A 15,312-nucleotide genomic window follows, 5' to 3' on the forward strand; every position below is an offset into this window, starting at 1 on the left:
CGCATCGAGCGCCTGCGACCCGCTTCGTGCTTGCCTCCACGCCCTCGACCCGATAGAGCCCCGCGCGAGAGACGCACCCCCGTGCGGCGCCCGAGGACGAGACGATGACGCACTTCAAGGATCTGGTGTTCTCCGGCATGCAGCCGACGCACACCCTCCATCTCGGCAATTATCTCGGCGCGATGGTCAACTGGGTGCGGATGCAGGACACGCACGAGTGCATGTATTGCGTCGTCGACATGCACGCGATCACGGTGGCGCAGGACCCCAAGGCGCTGCGCGGCAACATCCGCGAGGTCACGGCCGCCTACATCGCCTGCGGGATCGACCCGAAGCGCTCGATCCTGTTCAACCAGTCGCAAGTGCCCCAGCACGCGGAGCTGGCCTGGATCTTCAACTGCATCGCGCGCATGGGCTGGCTCAACCGCATGACCCAGTTCAAGGAGAAGGCCGGCAAGGACCGCGAGAACGCCTCGGTGGGCCTCTTCGCCTACCCGGCGCTGATGGCGGCCGACATCCTGGTCTATCGCGCCACCCACGTGCCGGTGGGCGAGGACCAGAAGCAGCACCTCGAGCTGACCCGCGACATCGCGCAGAAGTTCAACAACGACTTCGCCGAGGAGATCGCGGCCGGCGGGCACGGCGAGGCGTTCTTCCCGCTGCCGGAGCCGATGATCCAGGGCCCGGCCACGCGGGTGATGAGCCTGCGCGACGGCTCGAAGAAGATGTCGAAGTCGGACCCGTCGGACTATTCGCGCATCAACCTCACCGACACGTCCGACACGATCGCGCAGAAGGTCCGCAAGGCCAAGACCGATCCCGAGCCGCTGCCGACCGAGACCGCCGGCCTCGCCGCGCGCCCCGAGGCCGACAACCTGGTCGGCATCTACGCGGCGCTCAGCGGCGTCGAGCGCGAGGCGGTGCTCGCCGAGTTCGGCGGCGCCAACTTCTCCACCTTCAAGGGCGCGCTCGTGGACCTCGCCGTGGACAGGCTCGCCCCGATCACCGACGAGATGCGCCGCCTGACGGCCGATCCCGGCCACATCGACGCCATCCTGGCGGAGGGCGCCGAGAAGGCGTCCGCCATGGCGGAGGTCACGATGAAGGCGGTCAAGGAGATCGTCGGCTTCGTCGCCCGCTGAGCGGGCGACGAGATCTCGCATCCAGCGAGACGAGCCGCACCGGCAGACGAAAAAGGGGCGAGCTCGACGCTCGCCCCTTTGCTTTTCCGTGCCGATATAGGAGTACGGGCCGCGGGCCCCGTCCTCAGGTGTTCATCGAATCGAAGAACTCGCCGTTCGACTTCGTGGCGCGCAGCTTGTCGAGCAGGAACTCGATGGCGTCCACGGTGCCCATCGGGTTGAGGATGCGGCGCAGAACGTAGGTCTTCTTGAGCTGGTCGGGCGGAACGAGGAGCTCTTCCTTGCGGGTGCCGGAGCGCGTGATGTCCAGCGCCGGGAAGGTGCGCTTGTCGGCCACCTTGCGGTCGAGGATGATCTCGGAATTGCCGGTGCCCTTGAACTCCTCGAAGATCACCTCGTCCATGCGCGATCCGGTGTCGATCAGCGCGGTGGCGATGATGGTCAGCGAGCCGCCTTCCTCGATGTTGCGCGCCGCGCCGAAGAAGCGCTTGGGCCGCTGCAGCGCGTTGGCGTCGACGCCGCCGGTGAGCACCTTGCCCGAGGACGGCACCACCGTGTTGTAGGCGCGCCCGAGGCGGGTGATCGAATCGAGCAGGATGACCACGTCGCGGCCGTGCTCGACGAGGCGCTTGGCCTTCTCGATCACCATCTCCGCCACCTGGACGTGGCGCACCGCCGGCTCGTCGAAGGTGGAGGCGATGACCTCGCCCTTCACCGAGCGCTGCATGTCGGTGACCTCCTCCGGCCGCTCGTCGATGAGCAGCACGATGAGGTAGCACTCGGGATGGTTCGTCGTGATCGACTGCGCGATGTTCTGCATCAGCACGGTCTTGCCGGTGCGCGGCGGCGCGACGATCAGCCCGCGCTGGCCCTTGCCGATGGGCGAGACGATGTCGATGATCCGCGCCGAGTAATCCTTGCGCGTGGGGTCCTGCTGCTCGAGCTTGAGCCGCTCCGTCGGGTAGAGCGGCGTCAGGTTGTCGAAGTGGACCTTGTGGCGGATCTTCTCGGGATCCTCGAAATTGACGGTGTTGACCTTGAGGAGCGCGAAGTAACGCTCGCCCTCCTTGGGACCGCGGATCGGGCCCTCCACCGTATCGCCGGTACGCAGGCCGAAGCGGCGGATCTGCGAGGGCGAGATGTAGATGTCGTCCGGGCCCGGCAGGTAGTTCGAATCCGACGAGCGCAGGAAGCCGAAGCCGTCCTGCAGCGTCTCGACCACGCCCTCGCCGATGATCTCGACGTCGCGGGCGGCGAGCTGCTTGAGGATCGCGAACATCAGCTCCTGCTTGCGCATGGTGCTGGCGTTCTCCACCTCGAGCTCCTCCGCGAAGGTCGTGAGCTCGGTGGCGGTCTTCGACTTGAGATCCTGCAGCTTGATCTCGCGCATGGGCGCGGGCGTGCCGTCGGTCTCGCGGATGGGGGCGTTGAGGATGTCGTCTTCGATCATGGGACGTTCGCGCCGAGGCGTGAGGGACCGGTCTGGGCTCGCGTGTGGTGCTCTGACGAGCCGCTTCGTGGGACGGTGGCCGGCGGGGTGCCGGGGACCGCGTCTCCCGATCGGGAAGCGTGACCAGTCGCTCTGAGGAGGGTAGGGGGCTGATTATCGTGTTTTCACACGCGGCTCAACCCCCAAAACGCGCTCAGGCGAAAATAGGTTTCACGATCACGAGAATGACGATGCCGATCATCAGCAGCGTCGGCACCTCGTTGAAGGCTCTGAAGAATTTCGAAGACTTGTGGTTCGCGTCGCCGGCGAAGGCCTTCACGTAGCGCGCCATGAGGTGGTGGGAGACGAGGAGGCCGAGCACGAGCAGCAGCTTGCCGTGCAGCCAGCCCTGGCTCCACCAGCCGCCGTCGAAAGCGAGCCACAGGCCCGTGACCACGGCGACGATCATGGCCGGCGTGGTGATCGCCTTCAGCAACCGGCGCTCCATCACCTTGAAGGTCTCGGACTGCACCGAGCCCTTCTCGGCGCTCGTGTGATACACGAACAGCCGCGGCAGGTAGAGGAGGCCCGCCATCCAGGCGATGATGGCGATGACGTGCAGGCTCTTCAGCCAGAGATATCCGTCGAGCATCGCGACCCGTCACGCTCCGCGCACGCGCGCGATCATGGCCTCGACATGGGCGATCGGCGTCGTCTTCTCGATGCCGTGGCCGAGGTTGAAGACGTGGGGCCGGCCGCGCGTGGCGTCGAGGATCGCGTCGATCCCCTCCTCGAGCGCCCGCCCGCCGGCGACGAGACGCCACGGGTCGAGATTGCCTTGGCTCGCCAAGCCCGCGGGGAGGCCCGCCACGGCCTGCGCGATGTCCGTCTGCCAGTCGATACCCACCGCGTCCGCGAAGCCCGCCTGCGCCAGCCTGTGGAGGTGCCCGCCCCCGCGCACGAAGACGATCACCTTGGCCTCGGGGCGTGCCGCCTTGACGCCGGTGACGATCCGCTGGAGCGGGCCGAGCGAATGGCTCTCCACCATCGGCGGCGGCAGGCTCGTGCCCATGCTCTCGAAGATCTGGACCGCGTCGGCGCCCGCGTCGATCTGCGCCACGAGGTAGCGGATCGAGGTCTCGACCAGCCGCTCGATCAACGCCGCGACGAAGGCCGGGTCGCGATAGGCGGCGAGGCGCAAGGGCGCCTGCTCGGGGCTCGAACGGCCCGCGATCATGTAGCTCGCGAGCGTCCAGGGCGCGCCGCAGAAGCCGAGCAGGGTCGTCTCCGCCGGCAGCTCCGCGCGCAGGCGGCGCACCGTCTCGATGACGGGGGCGAGATGCTCCAGGGGATCCTTCGTGTCGCCCAGCCGCTTCACGTCGTCGAGCGTCGCGATCGGGTCGAGACGCGGGCCCTCCCCCTCCTCGAACCAGACGTGCTGGCCGAGCGCATGGGGGACGACGAGGATGTCGGAGAACAGGATCGAGGCGTCGAAGCCGAAGCGCCGGATCGGCTGGAGGGTGACCTCCACCGCGAAATCGGGGTTGTAGCACAGCTCCAGGAACCCGCCGGCCTCGCCGCGCGTCTCCCGGTATTCGGGCAGGTAGCGCCCGGCCTGGCGCATGAGCCAGATCGGCTGCGGCCAGACCGCCTCGCCGTCGAGTACCCGTAGCAGCGTGCGCGCCGGCTTGGATGTCATCCGCGTTCCTCCCCCATCCCTCTCAAATCAGATTTTCTTTCTAGAATCGAATCTTGTTTCTCTTGGACGGGGGTACAGGGCTGCCGCAAGGCCGTCCACAGCCTCTCCACATCGGGGGGCCTCCCGGCGAAGGGTGAAGAAAGCGTTACCGAAGTCGCATGGCGGATCCGAAAGGCCAAACCTTAACAAGACGTTAACGCTCCGTTTCCGCATCCCGGGCCGGACCGGGCAGAGCCTGCTGCACCCGATTCCCACCATAGCCGCCGCACGCTTCCCCAGAAAATCCGGTGTTGACGGTATGGAGGGGTCCTCCACAGGCCCCCGGCTGGACCCCGGGCGCCATGCGCTTTATCCACACTCGTCGACTCCCCCGGTCGCCGGCCTGGGGATCGCGATGCCGGGAGGCCCATCGTGGCGCGCAGCTACTTCCACCTCCACCTCGTCTCGGATTCCACCGGCGAGACGCTGATCACCGTCGCCCGCGCGGTCGCCGCGCAGTACGAGGGCGTCTCGGCCATCGAGCACGTCTACCCGCTGGTGCGCTCGGCGACGCAGCTCGAGCGCGTCATCGCCGAGATCGAGGCGGCGCCCGGCATCGTGCTCTTCACGCTCGTCGAGCAGGACCTGGCGCAGCGCCTGGAGGAGGCCTGCCGCGAGAACGCCTCGCCGGCGCTCTCCGTGCTCTCGCCCGTCCATTCCTTGCTGCAATCCTATCTCGGCACCGCATCCGTGGCGCGGCCGGGTGCGCAGCACATGCTCAACGCCGACTATTTCAAGCGCATCGACGCGATGAACTTCACGCTCTTCCACGACGACGGGCAATTGCCCACCGACATCGAGGAGGCGGACGTGGTGCTCATGGGCGTCTCGCGAACCTCGAAGACGCCCACCGCCATCTATCTCGCCAATCGCGGGCTGAAGACGGCGAACATCCCGCTCGTGCCCGACATGCCGCTGCCGCCGCAGATCGAGAACGCGAAAAAGCCGCTCTTCGTCGGCCTCGTGGCGAGCCCGGAGCGCATCGTCCAGATCCGCCAGAACCGGCTCCTGTCGCTCAACGCGTCGGACGAGACCGACTATACCGACCGCGACCGGGTAGCCGAGGAGATCGCCTATTCGCGTAAGCTCTTCGCCAGGAAGCGCTGGCCGGTCATCGACGTGACGCGCCGCTCCATCGAGGAGACCGCGGCGGCGATCCTGGAGCATTATCGCGCCCACCGCATGAAGTTCATCGCGACCTGAGCCGGCTCATGAACGCTCCCTCCCCCTCTCCCGATGCGGCGCTCTGGCGCGAGCCCGCGCCCCTCGTCCTCGCCTCCACCTCGGCGACGCGAAGAGCGCTCCTCGCCGCCACGGCCCTGCCCTTCGAGACCGCGCGGCCGGAGGTGGACGAGCGCGCGATCGAGGCGCGCGCGCTCGCCGACGGGGCGAGCCCGGAGGCGCTGGCCGTGCTGCTGGCCCGGGAGAAGGCGCGCGCCGTGTCGCGGACGCGTCCGCGCTCCCTCGTCATCGGCGCCGACCAGACGCTGGCGCTCGAGCGCCGTCTCTTCCACAAGCCCACCTCCCGCGAGGCGGCGAACGAGCAGATCGCGGCCCTCGCCGGGCGCCGGCACGCGCTGCATTCGGGCGTGGCGCTGGCGCGCGACGGCGAGATCGTCTGCGATCTCCTCGCGAGCGCGCATCTCACCATGCGCCCGCTCGACGAGGCGGCCATCGCGCTGTATCTCGATCTCGCGGGCGACGTCGTCACGACGAGCGTCGGCGGCTACCAGCTCGAGGGCGTGGGCGCGCATCTCTTCGAGACGGTGGAGGGGGACCATGCGACGATCCTCGGCCTGCCGATCTTCCCGCTTCTCGCAGCCTTGCGCGATCTGGGGGCGCTCGCCCTGTGAGCAGAGACCGAAAGTGCCGATGACCCTATGGCCGAGGGAGCAATGACCAAGAGAGCCTTCGTCGCCGGGCATCCGATCGCCCATTCCCGCTCGCCGCTGATCCACGGCCATTGGCTCGACGCGCACGGCATCGCGGGCTCCTACGAACGTGTGGACGTGACGCCCGACGCCTTTCCCGGCTTCCTGCGGGCTCTCGGCCGCAACGGCTACGTGGGCGGCAACGTCACGATCCCGCACAAGGAGGCGGCCTTTCGCCTCGTCGACGCACCGACCGACCGGGCGCAGCGGCTGCGGGCGGTGAACACCGTCTGGCTCGAGAACGGCGTTCTGCATGGTGACAACACCGACGTCACCGGCTTCGCGGAGAGCCTCGACGCGGCTCTGGGACGGGGCTGGGAGACCGGTCGCGCGCTGGTGCTCGGCGCCGGCGGGGCGGCGCGGGCGGTGGTGGCGGGTCTCCTCGATCGCGGCATACCGCGGGTCGTCGTCGCCGCGCGGGACCTCGACAAGGCGGCCCCGCTCCTCGCCTTCGCGCCGGCGCGCGTGACGACGATGCTGCTCACCGACGTGCCGCGAGCGCTCGCGCGCACCGACCTCCTCGTCAACGCCACCTCGCTCGGCATGACGGGCAAGGACCCCCTCGACCTCGACCTCTCGCCCCTGCCCGCCCACGCCGCCGTGGCGGACATCGTCTACGCGCCCCTCGAGACGCCGCTCCTGCGCGACGCCCGCGCCCGCGGTCTCGCCGCCGTGGACGGGCTCGGCATGCTGCTCCACCAGGCGGCGCCCGGCTTCGAGCGCTGGTTCGGCGTGCGCCCGCGGGTCGGGCCGGAGCTGCGGGCGCTGGTCGAGGCCGATCTCGAGCCGGCGCGGGCCGCGCCGACGCCGGAGTCGCGCGAGGCATGACCTTCGTCCTCGGGCTGACGGGATCGATCGGCATGGGCAAGTCGGCCACGGCCGCGATGTTTCGCGCCGCCGGCGTGCCGGTGCACGATGCCGATGCCACGGTCCACGCCCTCTATGCCGGCGCCGCCGCGGCGCCGATCGAGGCCGCCTTCCCGGGTGCGACGCGTGACGGCATCGTCGATCGCGCCCTGCTCGGGCCGATGGTCATCGGCAAGCCCGAGGCCATGGCGCGGCTCGAAGCCATCGTCCATCCGCTCGTGACGGCCGAGCGCGAGGCCTTCCTGGCGCGCGCCCGCGCCGCCGGTGCGAGCCTCGCCGTTCTCGACGTGCCGCTCCTCTTCGAGACGGGCGGCGAGCGGCACTGCGACGCCGTCTGCGTCGTCACGGCGCCCGCGGACGTCCAGCGCGCCCGCGTCCTCGCCCGCCCGGGCATGAGCCCGGAGAAGCTCGACGGCATCCTCGCGCGGCAGATACCCGACGCGGAGAAGCGCCGCCGCGCGCACTTCGTGGTGGATACGAGCTGCGGCTTCCCTTCCGCCGAGCGCCAGGTGCGCGATATCCTGCGCGCCCTCGCCGGCCGTGACGGTGGCCGCGGGGCCTGAGAGAGCACGCCGGAGAGACGCCTTGCGCGAGATCGTCCTCGACACCGAGACCACGGGACGCGACGCGGATCTCGGCGACCGCATCGTCGAGATCGGCTGCGTCGAGCTCCTCAACCACATCCCGACGGGACGCTCGTACCACGTCTACCTGAACCCGCAGCGCAGGATGTCCGAGGGCGCCTTCCAGGTGCATGGGCTGTCGGACGAATTTCTCGCGGACAAGCCTCTGTTCGAGGCGGTGTGCGAGGAGTTCCTCGCCTTCATCGACGGCGCGCGCCTCGTCATCCACAACGCGCCCTTCGACATGGGCTTCCTCAACATGGAATTCGAGCGGATCGGCCGCCCGCGCTGGCCGGACGCGCAGGTGCTCGACACGCTGATGATGGCGAGGCGCAAGTTCCCCGGCGCGCCGGCGAGCCTGGACGCGCTCTGCAGCCGCTTCTCCATCGACAACACCAAGCGCACCAAGCACGGCGCGCTCCTGGACGCCGAGCTGCTGGCCGAGGTCTATATCGAGCTGATCGGCGGCAAGCAGGTCGATCTCGGCCTCGCCGCCCCGAGCCTCTCGCGCGGGCCCCTCGTCGCGGCGGGCGCGCGGGCGGAGCGGCGCCCGGCACCCTCGCGCCTCAGCGACGCCGAGCGCGCGGCGCACGCCGCCTTCATCGCCGGCTTCAAGGGCGAGATGGTCTGGCGCGATTACCTGCCGACGGCGGAAGCGGCGGAGTAAGAGGGCGGCGGGATCAGCCCCGGCGGCTCGCGCGAGCGGCGGCCATGCGCGCGATGTCGACGACGAGCTTCTCGGTGAGCTCATCGGCGAGATCCGCGGCCCGGCGTGTCGCGAGCACGGTTTCCTGGATGCGCCCGACGAGCCGGCGCAGCAGGTCGGGTGTCCACAGGCCGAGATGCTTCGTGACGAGCGGCTTGCGCTTGAAGTGCAGCCCGCGCCAGGCTTCCACCGCCACTGCCGGTGGGCTTCCCGACGCGACGTCGAGGGTCAGCGGAAGCAGCGTCGTGGCGTGTCCCAGGAGCGGCGTGAGGATGCCGGTGACGCTCGTCCCCTCCTGGCGCAGGCGCCGCAACGCCTCGTCCGCCTCACGCACGGAGCCTGCGAAGGCGGCGTCCGTGACGGCCGTCGCCTGGAGCCCCGAGACGTCGCTGAGCACCGCCTCGAGATCGGCTTGCGTCACATTGGTCTGCCCGTGGCAATAGAGGACGAGCTTGTCGAGCTCCGAGCGCGTGGCGAGCCGGTCGCCGCCGAGGCTCTCGACGAGCAGCGTGCGCGTGTCGCGATCGATGGCGAGGCCCGCTTCGCGCAGGACCTCGTCGACGACCTGGGAGAGATTTCGCCCCTCGTCGGCGTAACAGGGGATGGCCAGCGCGCGCGGTGCCTTCTCGCACAGAGTGCGCAGCGGCGCCGACTTCGCGAGGTCGCCCGCCTCGATCACGACGAGGGCGTCCGATCCCGGCAGGGAGAGCACGGCTTCCACGGCGGGAACGAGGTTCTTCGACGTCGGCCGCACCCAGACGGCGCGCCGCCCGCCGAACATGGCGACGGTGCCGGCCTCGTCGGCGAGCTTGCCGGGATCGGCGGCGACGCCGTCGCCGTCGAGCTTCACGAACTGGAACGGGTCCTCGGGGTCCTCCACCGCCGCTCGGGCTGCGCGCTTGGCGCGTTCGGCGACGAGGCCCGTATCGGGGCCGTAGACGAGCACGAGCGCGACCCGCGGATCGATCCGCGCGAGCGCGGCGTCGGCCTCTGCGGGCTTGACCGCGACCATGGCGCGATCAGGAGGCGGGGCGAGGGGAGAGGCTCGCCGCGGCCGTCGCGGGTGCCGTGCGCAGGGCGATGGCGATACGCGTGCGCATCTCCTCGGCCAGCCGCTTGGCCACGCGGATGCGCGCGTCGCGTCCAGCGCGGACGGAGGCGAAGCGCTGCACCGTGCGCTCGTAGGTGACGACGCCGGTCACCGTGCCGGCATCGACGACGCTGCCGTCCATGGTGGCGAGCGTGTAGGTCGCCGAGCTCGTGAGGCTGGCGACGCTCGCGCGCAGCGTCACGGAATCGACGATGGGCGTCGAGACCGTGGCGTTGGCGCGCACGGAGAGCCGGTAGGCCTTCGGGCCCGCCGTCGTGGCGGAGCCGGTCCCGTCGAGCGCGAAGACGAGCTCCTGGCGAAGGTAATGGCCGAGCACCTCCTCCTCGCCGGCGGCGACGGCGACGGGCTCGACCACGATCGCGCGCAGCTGCTGCTCCAGCGCCACGTTAGACGCGGCGGTTCCGTAGAGCGGCGTCAGGCAGCCTGCGAGCGGCAGGGCCGCGAGGCAGGCGAGCCCCGAGAGGACCGCGCGACGGGTCGGCGCCCTGCGGGCGCGCGGATCAGGCGACGACATTCACGATCCTCTGCGGCACGACGATGATCTTGCGCACGGGCCGGCCCTCCATGGCGCGCTGCACGTTCTCGTGCGCGAGCGCGAGCGCCTCGATCGCCGCATTGTCGGCGTCCCGCGGGACGGCGATGTCGGCGCGCTTCTTGCCGTTGACCTGCACCGGCATGACGATCGTGTCCTCGACGAGGAGATCGGCCTCGACCGCCGGCCACGCCGCATCGGCGACGAAGCCCTCGCGGCCGAGCACGCGCCAGCTCTCCTCGGCGAGGTGCGGCATCATCGGCGCGACGAGCTGGACGAGGGCGCCCAGCGCCTCGCGCAGCGCGAAGCCGAGATCGCCGGTCGGTGCCGTGCCGTCCTTGGGTGCGGCGCCGGAGACGGCGTTCGCGAGCTCGTAGATCTTGGCGACGGCGACGTTGAAGCGCAGCCCCTCGATCGCCTCCTCGACGGCGGCGAGCGTACGGTGCGTCGCCTTGCGCAAAGCGAGCGCGTCGTCCCCGATCGTCTCGGGACGGGCACCGTCCGCTGGTCCCAGAGGCGTCTCGTTGACGAGGCGCCAGACGCGCTGGACGAAGCGATAGGCGCCCTGCGCGCCCTCCTCCGTCCAGATCACGTCGCGCTCCGGCGGCGAATCGGAGAGCACGAACCAACGCGCGGCATCCGCCCCGAAGCTCTCGAGGATGTGCTCCGGGTCGATGACGTTCTTCTTCGACTTCGACATCTTCTCGATGGAGCCGATCGTGACGGGCTCGTCCGTTTTCACGTGGAACGCCCGGCGCTCGCCCTCGACCGTCTCGATGCGCACATCGACGGGCATGACCCAGCGCCCGGCCGCGTCCTTGTAGGTCTCGTGCACCACCATGCCCTGGGTGAAGAGGCCGCGGAACGGCTCGTCCAGGTTCAGATGCCCGCACTTGCGCATGGCGCGGGTGAAGAAGCGCGAATAGAGCAGGTGCAGGATCGCATGCTCGATGCCGCCGATATACTGGTCCACCGGCAGCCAGCCGTCGGCCTCCTTCGGGTCCGTCGGCCGGTCCGCGAGATGCGGATCGGTGAAGCGGGCAAAGTACCAGGACGAATCGACGAACGTGTCCATCGTGTCCGTCTCGCGCTTCGCCGCCCCGCCGCATTTCGGACAGGACACGTCGCGCCAGGTCGGATGCCGGTCGAGCGGGTTGCCCGGCTTGTCGAAGGTGATGTCCTCCGGCAGCGTCACCGGCAGGGTGTCACGGGCGGCGGGCACGACGCCGCAGGCCTCGCAATGGATCACCGGGATCGGGCAGCCCCAATAGCGCTGGCGCGAGATGCCCCAGTCGCGCAGGCGGAAGTTCACCTTGCGCGTCGCCACGGGACGGCCGGCGAGCGTCTCGCCCTCGAGCCGGCGGGCGACCTCCTCCTTGGCCTCGGCGATGGTCAGGCCGTCGAGGAAGCGCGAATTGACGATCCGCCCCTCGCCCACATAGGCCTCGTCCTCGATGGCGAACGACGCCGCGTCCGCGTCGGGCGGGCAGACGACGGCGGTGGCGCCGAGATCGTACTTGCGAGCGAAGTCGAGGTCGCGCTGATCGTGACCCGGGCAGCCGAAGATCGCGCCGGTGCCGTACTCCATCAGGATGAAGTTCGCGACGTAGACGGGAAGCGTCCAGGACGGGTCGAACGGATGCACCGCGCGGATGCCCGTGTCGTAGCCCATCTTCTCGGCGGTCTCGATCGCCTCCGCCGAGGTGCCCATGCGCCGGCACTCCTCCGCGAAGGCGGCGAGCGCGGGATCGCGCGCGGCCGCGGCCTTGGCCAGCGGATGGTCGGGGGCGAGCGCCATGAACTTCGCGCCGAACAGCGTGTCCGGCCGCGTCGTGAAGATCTCGAGCTCGGACGCACCCTCCGGCGCCGTCGCGGCGTCGAGGCCGAAGCGCACCATCAGGCCCTCGGAGCGGCCGATCCAGTTGCGCTGCATCAGCCGGACCTTGTCCGGCCAGCGCTCGAGCCCGTCGAGCGCCTGCAGCAGGTCCTCGGAATAGTCGGTGATCTTGAGAAACCACTGGGTGAGCTCGCGCTGCTCGACGAGGGCGCCCGAGCGCCAGCCGCGCCCGTCGATCACCTGCTCGTTGGCGAGCACGGTCTGGTCGACGGGGTCCCAGTTCACCTTCGCCGTCTTGCGGTCGACGAGGCCCGCCTCGAGGAAGTCGAGGAACATGGCCTGCTGATGCTTGTAATAGGCGGGATCGCAGGTGGCGATCTCCCGCGACCAGTCGAGCGACAGCCCCATGGACTGGAGCTGCCCGCGCATGGTGGCGATGTTCTTGTAGGTCCATTCCTTGGGGTGGACCTTGTTCTCCATGGCCGCGTTCTCGGCGGGCATGCCGAACGCGTCCCAGCCCATCGGGTGGAGGACGTTGAAGCCCTTGGCGCGCTTGTAGCGCGCGACGACGTCGCCCATCGCGTAATTGCGCACGTGCCCCATATGGATGCGCCCCGACGGATAGGGGAACATCTCCAGCACGTAGTAGCGGGGCCGAGGATCGTCGTTGCGGGTACGGAACGTCTCGGCTTTCGCCCATTCCGCCTGCCACTTGGGCTCGGAATCCTTGGGATTGTAGCGCTCGGCCTTCATCGCGGGGTCGATCTGGCGTGTCCTGTGGGAGATGTGGCAAGATGCCGGTTCACGACGCGGCCGCGACGGCGCGCGCTGCCGCGAACCGTCGACGCAGGGCGCACGGCGGTGCCGGGGCAATTGGGCACGAATGCGCCCGCCGGTCAACGGGTCCGGGCGCGCGGGAGGGATGGGAATGGCGATGGATGCGGACGCGTTCGCGAAGGCGCGCGACGAGATGGGGGCCGAGAGCGTCGCCCGGCTGCACCGGGTCGAGGCGGCCATCGCCCGCGCGGCCCGCGACGCCGGCCGCGACCCCGATGACGTCACGCTGGTCGCCGTCTCGAAGACCTACGATGCGCCCGCCATCGAGCCCGTCCTCGCCGCGGGGCACCGCGTCTTCGGCGAGAACTACGTGCAGGAGACGAAGGGGAAGTGGCCCGGCCTGCGCGCCGCCTATCCCGATGCCCGCGTCCACCTGATCGGGCCGCTCCAGTCCAACAAGGCACGCGAGGCGGTGGCGCTGTTCGACGCGATCCAGAGCCTCGACCGCCCCTCCCTCGCCAAGGCGTTGGCCAAGGAGATCGCTCGCGCGCGCGAGGAGGGCGCGCGCGTGCCGACGCTCTACGTGCAGGTGAATACCGGCGAGGAGCCGCAGAAGGGCGGCGTCGTGCCGGGAGAGGCCGACGCCTTCATCGCTGCTTGCCGGGAGGAGCACGGCCTCGCCATCGCGGGCCTGATGTGCATCCCGCCCGCGGAGGACCCGCCCTCCCCGCATTTCGCGCTCCTGGCCGAGATCGCCCGCCGCAACGGTCTCAGCGAGCTCTCCATGGGAATGAGCGCAGACTTCGCCGCGGCGATCCAGATGGGCGCGACGATGGTGAGGGTGGGCAGCGCGATCTTCGGCATGCGGGGCTGAGCGAAGGGACAGGGTCGTCGGCTCTCGCCCCCACCCGCTTCGCTCCGCTCGTCGACCGCCCCTTCGGGGAGGTGGCGGGTCGGCGATCGGCATGAGCTCGATCCCTTTACCTGCGGGCGCCTCCGCGGCACATAGGCGTCATGCCGATACCCGAATCACGCGACGCCGCTCTCGCGCCCTACTCCGTTTCACGTGAAACGCGCTCCGGGCTGGAGACGCTCGTCGCCGAGCTGCGCCGCTGGCAGCCGGCGAAGAACCTCGTCGGGCCGGGGACGCTCGACAACGTCTGGACACGTCACGTGGCCGATTCTCTGCAGCTCGTCGACTTCGCGCCGCCGGACGCCACGCGCTGGGCCGATCTCGGCTCCGGCGCCGGCTTCCCCGGGCTCGTCGTCGCGATCGCGCTGAAGAGCCGCCCCGGCTTCCACATGGATCTCGTCGAATCCAACGCCCGCAAATGCGCCTTCCTCCGCCATGTCGCGCGGCTGACGGGCGCCCCGGCGCGCGTCCACGACACGCGCATCGAGGACGTCGTCGGGAGCTTCGCCGGCGACGTCCAGGTGGTCTCCGCCCGCGCGCTCGCCCCGCTGGAGACGCTGCTCGACTGGACCGACGAGCTGTTGAAAACCGGTGCCATGGCCCTGTTTCCCAAGGGTGCGGGTGTCGACAGTGAATTGACCCCACAGGTGAAATCCCGGACAGTCGACATCGAGGAGATCCCGAGCCGGACCGATTCGCGCGCCCGTATCCTGCGCATTCGCCAGCTCACCCGGGACGACACGTCCAGGATGGACCGACCATGACCATCGAAACGCTTTCGGGCGACGACCCGGCCGTCGATATGCTGGAGGCCGAGGCCCCCGCGATGGCCGAGGCGGAGCGTTCGAATCCTGCCCCCTACCGCGAGACGCGCCGGCCGCACGGCCGCCCCCGCGTCATCGCGCTGGCCAACCAGAAGGGCGGCGTCGGCAAGACCACGACGGCGATCAATCTCGGCACGGCGCTCGCCGCCATCGGCGAGAAGGTCCTCGTCGTCGACCTCGATCCGCAGGGTAACGCATCGACCGGGCTCGGCATCGAGCGCAAGCAGCGCCGGGTCTCGACCTACCACGTGCTCACCGGCGAGGCGGAGCTGCGCTCGGCCATCCGCGACACGGCGGTGCCGCGCCTGCATCTCGCGCCCTCGACCCTCGATCTGCTCGGCGTCGAGCTCGAGATCGCCTCCGCGCGCAACCGCGCCCATCGCCTGAAGCTCGCCATCGACGGGCTGGCGCTGGGCGACGCGCTGCGGGCCGAGCCCTTCACCTACGTGCTGATCGACTGCCCGCCTTCGCTGAATCTCCTGACGATCAACGCGCTGGCGGCTTCCGATTCGGTGCTCGTGCCGCTGCAATGCGAGTTCTTCGCGTTGGAGGGCCTGAGCCAGCTCCTGAAGACCGTCGACCAGGTGCGGGACAACCTGAACCCGCGCCTGTCGATCCAGGGCGTGGTGCTCACCATGTTCGACCCGCGCAACAATTTGTCGAACCAGGTCGTGGCGGACGTGCGCTCCTTCATGGGCGGCAAGGTCTACGAGACCATGATCCCGCGCAACGTACGGGTCTCGGAGGCGCCGTCCTACGGCAAGCCGGTCCTCCTCTACGATCTCAAATGCTCGGGCAGCCAGGCCTATCTGAGGCTCGCGTCCGAGATCATCCAGCGCGAACGCACGCTCAAGGCGGCCTGAGGCAAGGTCCGGGGGAGAG

Annotated in this window: 15 protein-coding genes; 9 read left to right on the forward strand and 6 right to left on the reverse strand. The window is 69.7% G+C overall.

Annotation, left to right across the window (positions count from 1 at the left end; genetic code table 11):
• Positions 1–104 precede the first annotated feature (104 nt).
• Positions 105–1,142 carry a tryptophan--tRNA ligase gene (gene trpS / locus IEX89_RS10700; protein WP_188912600.1) on the forward strand — a complete coding sequence of 346 codons (1,038 nt, stop codon included), beginning with the start codon at positions 105–107 and terminating at the stop codon, positions 1,140–1,142.
• A 124-nt stretch (positions 1,143–1,266) separates the two neighbouring features.
• Here the strand turns inward: trpS and rho are convergent, their stop codons facing one another.
• From rho to hemE, 3 genes are all read right to left on the reverse strand, one after another.
• On the reverse strand, positions 1,267–2,592 hold the full coding sequence (rho, locus tag IEX89_RS10705; RefSeq protein ID WP_210317613.1) for a transcription termination factor Rho: 1,326 nt from the start codon (positions 2,590–2,592) through the stop codon (positions 1,267–1,269).
• A 193-nt stretch (positions 2,593–2,785) separates the two neighbouring features.
• Positions 2,786–3,223 (reverse strand): protoporphyrinogen oxidase HemJ, encoded by a 438-nt coding sequence (hemJ, locus tag IEX89_RS10710; protein WP_188912602.1) that lies wholly within the window; start codon positions 3,221–3,223, stop codon positions 2,786–2,788.
• A 9-nt stretch (positions 3,224–3,232) separates the two neighbouring features.
• Entirely contained in the window at positions 3,233–4,270 is a 1,038-nt protein-coding gene (hemE, locus tag IEX89_RS10715) for a uroporphyrinogen decarboxylase (RefSeq protein WP_188912604.1), read from the reverse strand.
• Positions 4,271–4,681: 411 nt separating this feature from the next.
• On the opposite strand from hemE, the gene IEX89_RS10720 reads away from it, so the two are divergent.
• The 5 genes from IEX89_RS10720 to dnaQ are packed head-to-tail and all read left to right on the forward strand — an operon-like array spanning position 4,682 to position 8,397.
• Positions 4,682–5,512 carry a pyruvate, water dikinase regulatory protein gene (locus tag IEX89_RS10720; protein ID WP_188912606.1) on the forward strand — a complete coding sequence of 277 codons (831 nt, stop codon included), beginning with the start codon at positions 4,682–4,684 and terminating at the stop codon, positions 5,510–5,512.
• A gap of 8 nt (positions 5,513–5,520) precedes the next feature.
• Positions 5,521–6,162, forward strand: coding sequence for a Maf family protein (locus IEX89_RS10725; RefSeq protein ID WP_188912608.1), 642 nt, complete (start codon positions 5,521–5,523; stop codon positions 6,160–6,162).
• A gap of 42 nt (positions 6,163–6,204) precedes the next feature.
• The gene (locus IEX89_RS10730) at positions 6,205–7,068 is read left to right on the forward strand and encodes a shikimate dehydrogenase (protein WP_188912610.1); all 864 of its coding nucleotides are present in this window, start codon (positions 6,205–6,207) and stop codon (positions 7,066–7,068) included.
• Entirely contained in the window at positions 7,065–7,670 is a 606-nt protein-coding gene (gene coaE, locus IEX89_RS10735) for a dephospho-CoA kinase (RefSeq protein ID WP_188912613.1), read from the forward strand. Before IEX89_RS10730 ends, coaE begins: the two co-directional genes overlap by 4 nt.
• Before the next feature lie 22 nt (positions 7,671–7,692).
• A complete protein-coding gene (gene dnaQ / locus IEX89_RS10740) occupies positions 7,693–8,397 on the forward strand; it encodes a DNA polymerase III subunit epsilon (protein ID WP_188912615.1) in 705 nt (234 codons plus the stop codon).
• A 13-nt stretch (positions 8,398–8,410) separates the two neighbouring features.
• Here the strand turns inward: dnaQ and holA are convergent, their stop codons facing one another.
• From holA to leuS, 3 genes are read right to left on the reverse strand one after another with little or no spacing between them, the layout of a single operon-like run.
• Positions 8,411–9,448, reverse strand: a complete 1,038-nt coding sequence (holA, locus tag IEX89_RS10745; RefSeq protein WP_188912617.1) for a DNA polymerase III subunit delta — start codon at positions 9,446–9,448, stop codon at positions 8,411–8,413.
• A gap of 7 nt (positions 9,449–9,455) precedes the next feature.
• On the reverse strand, positions 9,456–10,061 hold the full coding sequence (locus tag IEX89_RS10750) for an LPS assembly lipoprotein LptE (RefSeq protein WP_188912619.1): 606 nt from the start codon (positions 10,059–10,061) through the stop codon (positions 9,456–9,458).
• Positions 10,048–12,669: a leucine--tRNA ligase gene (leuS, locus tag IEX89_RS10755; protein WP_188912621.1), complete on the reverse strand. Its 2,622-nt coding sequence runs from the start codon at positions 12,667–12,669 to the stop codon at positions 10,048–10,050. Before leuS ends, IEX89_RS10750 begins: the two co-directional genes overlap by 14 nt.
• A 181-nt stretch (positions 12,670–12,850) precedes the next feature.
• Between leuS and IEX89_RS10760 the strand changes: the two genes are divergently transcribed.
• From IEX89_RS10760 to IEX89_RS10770, 3 genes are all read left to right on the forward strand, one after another.
• The gene (locus IEX89_RS10760; protein ID WP_373290572.1) at positions 12,851–13,567 is read left to right on the forward strand and encodes a YggS family pyridoxal phosphate-dependent enzyme; all 717 of its coding nucleotides are present in this window, start codon (positions 12,851–12,853) and stop codon (positions 13,565–13,567) included.
• Between the two features lie 140 nt (positions 13,568–13,707).
• Complete coding sequence (gene rsmG, locus IEX89_RS10765; RefSeq protein ID WP_188912623.1) at positions 13,708–14,370, forward strand: 16S rRNA (guanine(527)-N(7))-methyltransferase RsmG; 663 nt, start codon at positions 13,708–13,710, stop codon at positions 14,368–14,370.
• Positions 14,371–14,432: 62 nt separating this feature from the next.
• Complete coding sequence (locus IEX89_RS10770) at positions 14,433–15,293, forward strand: ParA family protein (protein WP_188912781.1); 861 nt, start codon at positions 14,433–14,435, stop codon at positions 15,291–15,293.
• The last annotated feature ends 19 nt before the right edge of the window (positions 15,294–15,312 follow it).

The sequence above is a fragment of the Salinarimonas ramus genome (genome assembly GCF_014645695.1).
In the GTDB taxonomy this organism is placed as follows: domain Bacteria; phylum Pseudomonadota; class Alphaproteobacteria; order Rhizobiales; family Beijerinckiaceae; genus Salinarimonas; species Salinarimonas ramus.

What these genes read in the sequence shown, in the direction of transcription:
- trpS (WP_188912600.1), top strand. Translation starts at nt 105, where the DNA reads ATGACGCACTTCAAGGATCTGGTGTTCTCCGGCATGCAGCCGACGCAC.
- rho (WP_210317613.1), bottom strand. Translation starts at nt 2,592, where the DNA reads ATGATCGAAGACGACATCCTCAACGCCCCCATCCGCGAGACCGACGGC.
- hemJ (WP_188912602.1), bottom strand. Translation starts at nt 3,223, where the DNA reads ATGCTCGACGGATATCTCTGGCTGAAGAGCCTGCACGTCATCGCCATC.
- hemE (WP_188912604.1), bottom strand. Translation starts at nt 4,270, where the DNA reads ATGACATCCAAGCCGGCGCGCACGCTGCTACGGGTACTCGACGGCGAG.
- IEX89_RS10725 (WP_188912608.1), top strand. Translation starts at nt 5,521, where the DNA reads ATGAACGCTCCCTCCCCCTCTCCCGATGCGGCGCTCTGGCGCGAGCCC.
- IEX89_RS10730 (WP_188912610.1), top strand. Translation starts at nt 6,205, where the DNA reads ATGACCAAGAGAGCCTTCGTCGCCGGGCATCCGATCGCCCATTCCCGC.
- coaE (WP_188912613.1), top strand. Translation starts at nt 7,065, where the DNA reads ATGACCTTCGTCCTCGGGCTGACGGGATCGATCGGCATGGGCAAGTCG.
- holA (WP_188912617.1), bottom strand. Translation starts at nt 9,448, where the DNA reads ATGGTCGCGGTCAAGCCCGCAGAGGCCGACGCCGCGCTCGCGCGGATC.
- IEX89_RS10750 (WP_188912619.1), bottom strand. Translation starts at nt 10,061, where the DNA reads ATGTCGTCGCCTGATCCGCGCGCCCGCAGGGCGCCGACCCGTCGCGCG.
- leuS (WP_188912621.1), bottom strand. Translation starts at nt 12,669, where the DNA reads ATGAAGGCCGAGCGCTACAATCCCAAGGATTCCGAGCCCAAGTGGCAG.
- IEX89_RS10760 (WP_373290572.1), top strand. Translation starts at nt 12,851, where the DNA reads ATGGATGCGGACGCGTTCGCGAAGGCGCGCGACGAGATGGGGGCCGAG.
- rsmG (WP_188912623.1), top strand. Translation starts at nt 13,708, where the DNA reads ATGCCGATACCCGAATCACGCGACGCCGCTCTCGCGCCCTACTCCGTT.
- IEX89_RS10770 (WP_188912781.1), top strand. Translation starts at nt 14,433, where the DNA reads ATGGCCGAGGCGGAGCGTTCGAATCCTGCCCCCTACCGCGAGACGCGC.